6 protein-coding genes are annotated in these 6,891 nt (G+C 60.6%); 5 read left to right on the top strand and 1 reads right to left on the bottom strand.

Annotated elements, in window-relative coordinates:
• Positions 1–53: 53 nt before the first annotated feature.
• Positions 54–926 (top strand): acetylglutamate kinase, encoded by an 873-nt coding sequence (gene argB / locus PQU95_RS13460; protein WP_272752482.1) that lies wholly within the window; start codon positions 54–56, stop codon positions 924–926.
• A gap of 134 nt (positions 927–1,060) precedes the next feature.
• Positions 1,061–1,489: a CBS domain-containing protein gene (locus tag PQU95_RS13465; protein WP_272752483.1), complete on the top strand. Its 429-nt coding sequence runs from the start codon at positions 1,061–1,063 to the stop codon at positions 1,487–1,489.
• 62 nt (positions 1,490–1,551) lie between these two features.
• Here PQU95_RS13465 and PQU95_RS13470 read toward each other — a convergent pair whose 3' ends face one another.
• On the bottom strand, positions 1,552–2,337 hold the full coding sequence (locus PQU95_RS13470) for an IclR family transcriptional regulator (RefSeq protein WP_272752484.1): 786 nt from the start codon (positions 2,335–2,337) through the stop codon (positions 1,552–1,554).
• A gap of 153 nt (positions 2,338–2,490) precedes the next feature.
• On the opposite strand from PQU95_RS13470, the gene PQU95_RS13475 reads away from it, so the two are divergent.
• The 3 genes from PQU95_RS13475 to PQU95_RS13485 all read left to right on the top strand — a co-directional run bounded on the left by PQU95_RS13475 (position 2,491) and on the right by PQU95_RS13485 (position 6,706).
• Positions 2,491–3,678, top strand: a complete 1,188-nt coding sequence (locus PQU95_RS13475) for an acyl-CoA dehydrogenase (protein ID WP_272752485.1) — start codon at positions 2,491–2,493, stop codon at positions 3,676–3,678.
• Positions 3,679–3,797: 119 nt separating this feature from the next.
• Positions 3,798–4,991 (top strand): CaiB/BaiF CoA transferase family protein, encoded by a 1,194-nt coding sequence (locus PQU95_RS13480; protein WP_272752487.1) that lies wholly within the window; start codon positions 3,798–3,800, stop codon positions 4,989–4,991.
• A 95-nt stretch (positions 4,992–5,086) separates the two neighbouring features.
• The gene (locus PQU95_RS13485) at positions 5,087–6,706 is read left to right on the top strand and encodes an electron transfer flavoprotein-ubiquinone oxidoreductase (RefSeq protein WP_272752489.1); all 1,620 of its coding nucleotides are present in this window, start codon (positions 5,087–5,089) and stop codon (positions 6,704–6,706) included.
• Positions 6,707–6,891 lie beyond the last annotated feature (185 nt).

Consider the following 6,891-nt stretch of genomic DNA (forward strand, 5'->3'; position numbering starts at 1 on the left):
AGTTATTGCTGTGCAGCAACCTGTGTCCCCATCTTGCTACTGGAGAATCCGACGTGAGCGTAGCCCCTATCGACAAGGCAGCCATTCTGGCCGAGGCCCTGCCGTACATCCGTTCCTTTAATGGCAAAACCATCGTGATCAAATACGGTGGCAATGCGATGACCGACGACAAGCTGAAAGAAGACTTTGCCAAGGATGTGGTGCTGCTGAAGCTGGTAGGCCTGAACCCGGTGGTGGTACACGGCGGCGGCCCGCAGATCAACGACCTGCTGAACCGTGTGGGCAAGGAAGGCCAGTTCATCCAGGGCATGCGCGTGACCGATAGCGAAACCATGGACGTGGTGGAAATGGTGCTGGGCGGCCTGGTGAACAAGGAAATCGTGTCGCTGATCAACAAGCATGGCGGCAAGGCAGTGGGCATTACCGGCAAGGACGGCCACTTTATCCGCGCCAGTAAGCTGTTCCTGAAATCCGAGTCCGACGAAGACATCGATATCGGCCAGGTGGGTGATATCGAGCATATCGACCCCAGCCTGGTGTCCCTGCTGGACAGCCAGGACTTTATCCCGGTGGTAGCGCCTATCGGCGTAGGCAGCGAAGGCGAGGCCTACAACATCAACGCCGACGTGGTAGCCGGCAAACTGGCCGAAACGCTGAAAGCCGAAAAACTGGTACTGATGACCAACACCCCGGGTGTACTGGACAAGCAAGGCCAGCTGCTCACCGGCCTGACCGCCGCCCGCGTGGACGAGCTGTTTGCCGACGGCACCATCAGCGGCGGCATGCTGCCTAAAATCAGCTCGGCGCTGGATGCGGCCAAGAGCGGCGTGAACTCGGTGCATATTATCGATGGCCGCGTGTCGCACGCGCTGCTGCTGGAAATCCTGACCGACGCCGGCGTGGGTACCATGATCAAGGCTGGCTAAGTCGTTGAGCTGGCAATGAAAAGGCTGCCTTTGGCAGCCTTTTTGCATTTGGCAGATACATGGCGACGGCTATAGTACAGGGTGCTGGCGTCGTGGGGCGCCGCCTTGTCCAACCCGCAGCGTGTGGAGGTGTCATGCAGACAGTCAGGCAGTTATTGGAAAGGAAATCCGGCGAACTGATTAGCGTCAGCCCGGATGCCACCGTGTTTCAGGCACTACAGACCATGGCCGAGCAGGATATCGGCGCCGTGCTGGTGATGGATATGGGCGATGTGCTGGGTATTTTTTCCGAGCGCGACTACGCCCGGCGCATCGTGTTGCAGGGCCGTACCTCGGCGGGTACCAAGGTGCGCGACATCATGACCAGCAAGGTAGTGTACGTGGGGCCACAGCAAAGTGTGGCCGAATGCATGGCACTGATGACCGACAAGCACTTTCGCCACTTGCCGGTCATGGAGGCTGGCCGAGTGATCGGCATGCTGTCCATTGGCGACCTGGTGCGTGCCACCATCGAAGAGCAACAGCTGGTGATAGAGCAATTGGTGAACTACATCCGCGCCTGAGTCGGGCGCGGCAATCTCAAGACAAAGGTTGGCCGCAGCGCATGCGGCCAACCTTTTGTGCTTTATGCGCCAGGCACGATCTGTCGTGCCAGCTGCATGAGCGCCGGCGCGATCTGTTGACGCATGGTGTCGGCGTCAAAGGCAAACGCCGGGCCGCTGGCGTTCAGGCACAGGCTGCCCTGGCCGGGTGCGGGCGAGGGCAGGGCCACGCCCACCGCCATCACGTCGCGTTCAAATTCGCCAAACGATTCACTGTAGCCGCGCTGCAATACCTGCTGGCGCGCCTGCTCCAGCTTGGCCTGCACCAGTGGCCAGTCTTGGCCGTAGCGGGCTGCCATATCGGTGTCGGCCAGCTCGCGTTCGGTGGTGCTCAGGCTGCTGTAGCAAGCGCGGCCGATGGCGGTGCTGGCCAGTGGCACGCGCGAGCCCACGCTGAGCTGCACCGATACCCGCGCCTGGCTGCGGCAGGTTTCCAGATACACGATATCGCTGCCGTCGCGCATGCCCAGGCTCACCGAAATGGTGTGCTTGAGCGCAAAGTCGCGCATCAGCGGGGCCGCTACGCGGCGGATGTCGTAGCTGCCCAGTACGGCCGAGCCCAGCGCCAGCACCGCCAGGCCCAGGCGGTAGTAGCCGCTGTCGGCATCTTGCGACAGGTAGCCCAGCTTGGTCAGCGTATAGGTCAGGCGGGATACGGTGGATTTGGGCAGGCCGGTGCGTTGCGCCAGTACCTGGTTCGATAGCGCCGATTCGCCGGGGCGAAACGCCGACAGCACGCGCAGGCCGCGTGCCAGCGCCTCGACAAACAGGCGGTCTTTGCTTTCGTCTTCCTGCGGGGTGAACGACATGGTGGAAATGCTCCTGGCTGAAGAGTGGCAAGAATAGTGCAGTGCGCGCCTTGCTCCCACAAAAAACTTTACAGCTACTGCCTGGCTTGCTAGTCTATTTTGCAAGACAGAACATTATTCCGCAATGCGGAACAAAATGCAAAGGAGAACTGCATGGCCGCTACCTCGAATCGCGCACCGTTCAACTGGGACGATGCCCTGCTGCTGAACGATCAGCTCACCGACGAAGAGCGCATGGTGCGCGAAACCGCCTACGCCTACTGTCAGGATCGCCTGATGCCGCGCGTGCTCACCGCTAACCGTGAAGAGCGCTTCGACCGCGAGATCATGAGCGAGATGGGCGAGCTGGGCCTGCTGGGCTGCACCATCGACAGCCACGGCTGCGCCGGCCTGTCGCACGTGGCCTACGGCCTGATCGCCCGCGAGGTAGAGCGTGTGGATTCCGGCTACCGTTCCGCCATGTCGGTACAGAGCAGCCTGGTGATGCATCCGATCTGGGCCTACGGCACCGATGCGCAAAAAGACAAATACCTGCCCAAACTGGCCAGCGGCGAATGGGTGGGCTGCTTCGGCCTCACCGAGCCGGACGCCGGTTCCGACCCGGCCGGTATGAAAACCCGCGCCCGTAAAGTGGACGGCGGCTATGTACTGCACGGCAGCAAGATGTGGATTACCAATAGCCCGATCGCTGATGTATTCGTGGTGTGGGCCAAGGATGACGAAGGCGAGATCCGCGGTTTTGTGCTGGAAAAAGGCATGAAAGGCCTGTCCGCGCCCAAGATCGAAGGCAAGTTCTCGCTGCGAGCCTCCATTACCGGTGAAATCGTGATGGACAACGTGGAAGTGGGCGAAGACGCGCTGCTGCCGCACGTGAAAGGCCTGAAAGGCCCGTTTGGCTGTCTGAACAAAGCCCGCTACGGCATTGCCTGGGGCGCGATGGGTGCCGCCGAGTTCTGCTGGCACGGTGCCCGCCAGTACACGCTGGACCGTAAACAGTTCAACCGCCCCCTGGCTGCTACCCAGCTGGTGCAGCTGAAGCTGGCCAATATGCAAACCGAAATCAGCCTGGCGCTGCAAGCCGCGCTGCGCGTGGGCCGCCTGATGGACGAAGGCCGTGCCGCGCCGGAAATGATCAGCCTGATCAAGCGCAATAACTGCGGCAAGGCGCTGGATATTGCCCGTATCGCCCGTGACATGCACGGTGGTAACGGCATTAGCGACGAGTTCCACATCATCCGCCACGTGATGAACCTGGAGGCCGTCAACACTTATGAAGGCACGCACGATGTGCATGCCCTGATTCTGGGCCGCGCCCAGACCGGTATTCAGGCATTCGCCTGATGTGATGTTCCGCCGGCGGGCTTCACCCCGGCGGAATGTTGGTTCCTGTCTGTCCTTGAGGCCCGGCTGCAATCCGGGCCTGTTTTTTTGCAGGCAGCCCCACGTTACAGGAGACAAACATGTCAGGTGCACTGTCAGGTATCAAAGTCCTCGACCTTACCCGCGTACTGGCCGGGCCCTGGGCGGGCCAGCTGCTGGCCGATCTGGGGGCCGAGGTGATCAAAGTAGAGCGCCCCGGCTCGGGCGACGACACCCGCCAGTGGGCGCCACCCAGCCTGCCCGATGGTACGGCGGCCTACTATCTGGCGGCCAACCGTGGCAAACAGTCACTGACGGTGGACATTACCCAGCCGGCAGGGCAGGAAATCGTGCGGCAGTTGGCCGCACAGGCCGACGTGCTGCTGGAAAACTACAAGGTAGGTGGCCTCAAGAAATACGGGCTGGACTACGACAGCCTGCGCGCCATCAACCCGCGGCTGGTGTATTGCGCCATCACTGGCTTTGGCCAGACCGGCCCCTATGCCCAGCTGCCCGGCTACGACTACATTGTGCAGGGCATGTCCGGCCTGATGAGCATCACCGGCCCCGCCGACGGCGAACCGCATAAGGTAGGTGTGGCGGTAACCGACCTGTTCACCGGCCTGTATGCGGCCAACGCTATCCAGGCTGCGCTGCTGGCGCGCCATCGTACCGGCGAAGGGCAATATATCGACATGGCGTTGTTCGATTGTTCGCTGGCCATGCTGGCCAACGTCAACATGAACTGGCTGGTAGGGGGCGAAGTGCCGCCACGGCTAGGCAACGCCCACCCGAATATTGTGCCTTACCAGGTGTTCCGTACCGCTGGCGACAGCCACTTTATTCTGGCCTGCGGCAACGACAAGCAGTTCCGCACCATTTGCGAGCTCATCGGCCAGCCAGCGTTGGCCGCAGACCCGCGCTTTGCTACCAACCCGCAGCGTGTACACCATCGTGATGTGCTGGTGCCGCAACTGGCCCAGGCATTTCTGGCGCGGGGGCGCGACGAATGGCTAAAGCTGCTGGACGCTGCTGGTGTACCGTGCGGCCCGATCAATACCGTGGACGAGGCCTTTGCTGACCCACAAATACAACACCGGCAAATGGCGATGCAGCTGCCCGACGCGGCTGGGCAATCGGTGCCGCAGGTTGCCTGCCCCATCAAAATGAGCGGCACCCCCCCGCAGTACAAGGCGGCGCCGCCAAAACTGGGCGAACACACCGAGGCGGTACTGCAATCGTTGGGCTATAGCGCTGAGGCGATTGCACAACTGAAGGCAAGCGCTACCGTTTAAACGCTTGTTTGATTTTGACGCGCAGCATCAATCATTGCATCATTGGGCAATCAAACCTCCCCCTGCGCAAAGGAGAAGCGGTGGAACGCGAATACATGGAATACGACGTAGTGGTTGTCGGCGGTGGCCCATCCGGCCTGTCCGCGGCCATTCGTCTCAAACAGCTGGCCGCCGAGAAGGGCCAGGAGATCAGTGTCTGTCTGCTGGAAAAGGGCTCAGAAATTGGCGCGCACATTCTGTCCGGTGCCGTGCTGGAGCCGCGCACGCTGAACGAGCTGATCCCCGACTGGAAAGAAAAAGGCGCGCCGCTTAACACGCCGGCCAAGTCCGACCGCTTCCTCTACCTGACTGAAACCGAGTCCATCCAGCTGCCTACCCCGCCGCAGATGAACAACCACGGCAACTACATCATCAGCCTGGGCAACTTCTGCCGCTGGCTGGGTCAGCAGGCCGAAGAGCTGGGTGTAGAAATCTACCCGGGCTTTGCCGCCGCCGAGGTGCTGTACCACGCCGACGGTTCGGTAAAAGGTGTGGCCACCGGTAATGTCGGCACCGGCAAAACCGGTGAAGAAGAAGGCGAGCCAGGCATCGAGCTGTGGGCCAGACAAACCATCTTTGCCGAAGGCTGTCGCGGTTCGCTCACCAAAGGTCTGTTCGAACGTTTCAATCTGCGCGCCGAAGCCGACCCCCAAACCTACGGTATCGGCATCAAAGAACTGTGGGAGGTGAAGCCCGAGCTGCACGAAGAGGGCAAGATCACCCATACCGCAGGTTGGCCGATGGACCAGAGCACCTACGGTGGCTCTTTCCTCTACCATCTGGAAAACAACCAGGTCGTGGTGGGCTTCGTGGTCGGTCTGGATTACCAGAACCCGTATCTGTCGCCTTATGAAGAATTCCAGCGCTTCAAGACCCACCCGGCCATTAAAGGTGTATTCGAAGGCGGCCGTCGTCTGTCCTACGGTGCGCGCGCCATTTCCGAAGGCGGCCTGCAGAGCATCCCCAAGCTCACCTTCGCCGGTGGCGTACTGGTGGGCGATACCGCAGGTTTCCTCAACGTACCCAAGATCAAGGGTACCCACACCGCCATGAAGTCCGGCATGTTGGCCGCAGAAGCGGTCTTTGCGGTGCTGGCGGCCAACCCGGAGGCGCAGGGTGCAGAAGCCGTAGCGTATACCCAGGCCTTCAAGCAAAGCTGGCTGCACGACGAGCTGCACAGCGTGCGCAACATCCGCCCGTCCTTCCGCTGGGGTCTGTGGCCGGCCATGATTTATTCGGCTATCGATACCTATCTGTTCCGCGGCAAAGCCCCGTGGACGCTGCGTCACAAGCACCACGACCATGAATGCCTGAAATCCAAAGACGAATGCAGCCCCATCGCCTATCCCAAGCCGGACGGCGTGCTCACGTTTGATCGTCTGTCGTCGGTATTCATCTCGAACACCAACCACAGCGAAGATCAGCCGCCGCACCTCAAGCTCAAAGATGCCTCGGTGCCGATCCGCATCAACCTGGCGCAGTACGACGCACCCGAGCAGCGCTACTGCCCGGCAGGTGTGTACGAGATTGTTGGCCGCGAAGAGGGCAAGCCGCAGCTGCAGATCAACGCGCAAAACTGCGTGCATTGCAAAACCTGTGACATCAAAGACCCCACCCAGAACATCAACTGGGCCACACCAGAAGGCGGTGGCGGTCCGAATTATCCCAATATGTAAGCAAACAGCCCGGTGCAAGCCGGGCTTTTTCGTACCATAATCAAAAGTTAGCCGCTTGCGGCCAATTTTTTTGCTTTTCGTAGCCGTTGCAAATCAACACCTTAAGCAAATACTTGCAGTTTATTGCGAGGTAAGTGTTGACGCCCTTTGTCTGTCTGGGTATAGTTCGCCTCCTCAGCTGACGA

This window comes from Vogesella aquatica, assembly GCF_028548455.1.
Classification (GTDB): domain Bacteria; phylum Pseudomonadota; class Gammaproteobacteria; order Burkholderiales; family Chromobacteriaceae; genus Vogesella; species Vogesella aquatica.

Bases quoted from the DNA above. Each gene is read 5' to 3' on its own strand.
- PQU95_RS13465 (WP_272752483.1), top strand. From the start codon at position 1,061: ATGCAGACAGTCAGGCAGTTATTGGAAAGGAAATCCGGCGAACTGATT.
- PQU95_RS13470 (WP_272752484.1), bottom strand. From the start codon at position 2,337: ATGTCGTTCACCCCGCAGGAAGACGAAAGCAAAGACCGCCTGTTTGTC.
- PQU95_RS13475 (WP_272752485.1), top strand. From the start codon at position 2,491: ATGGCCGCTACCTCGAATCGCGCACCGTTCAACTGGGACGATGCCCTG.
- PQU95_RS13480 (WP_272752487.1), top strand. From the start codon at position 3,798: ATGTCAGGTGCACTGTCAGGTATCAAAGTCCTCGACCTTACCCGCGTA.
- PQU95_RS13485 (WP_272752489.1), top strand. From the start codon at position 5,087: ATGGAATACGACGTAGTGGTTGTCGGCGGTGGCCCATCCGGCCTGTCC.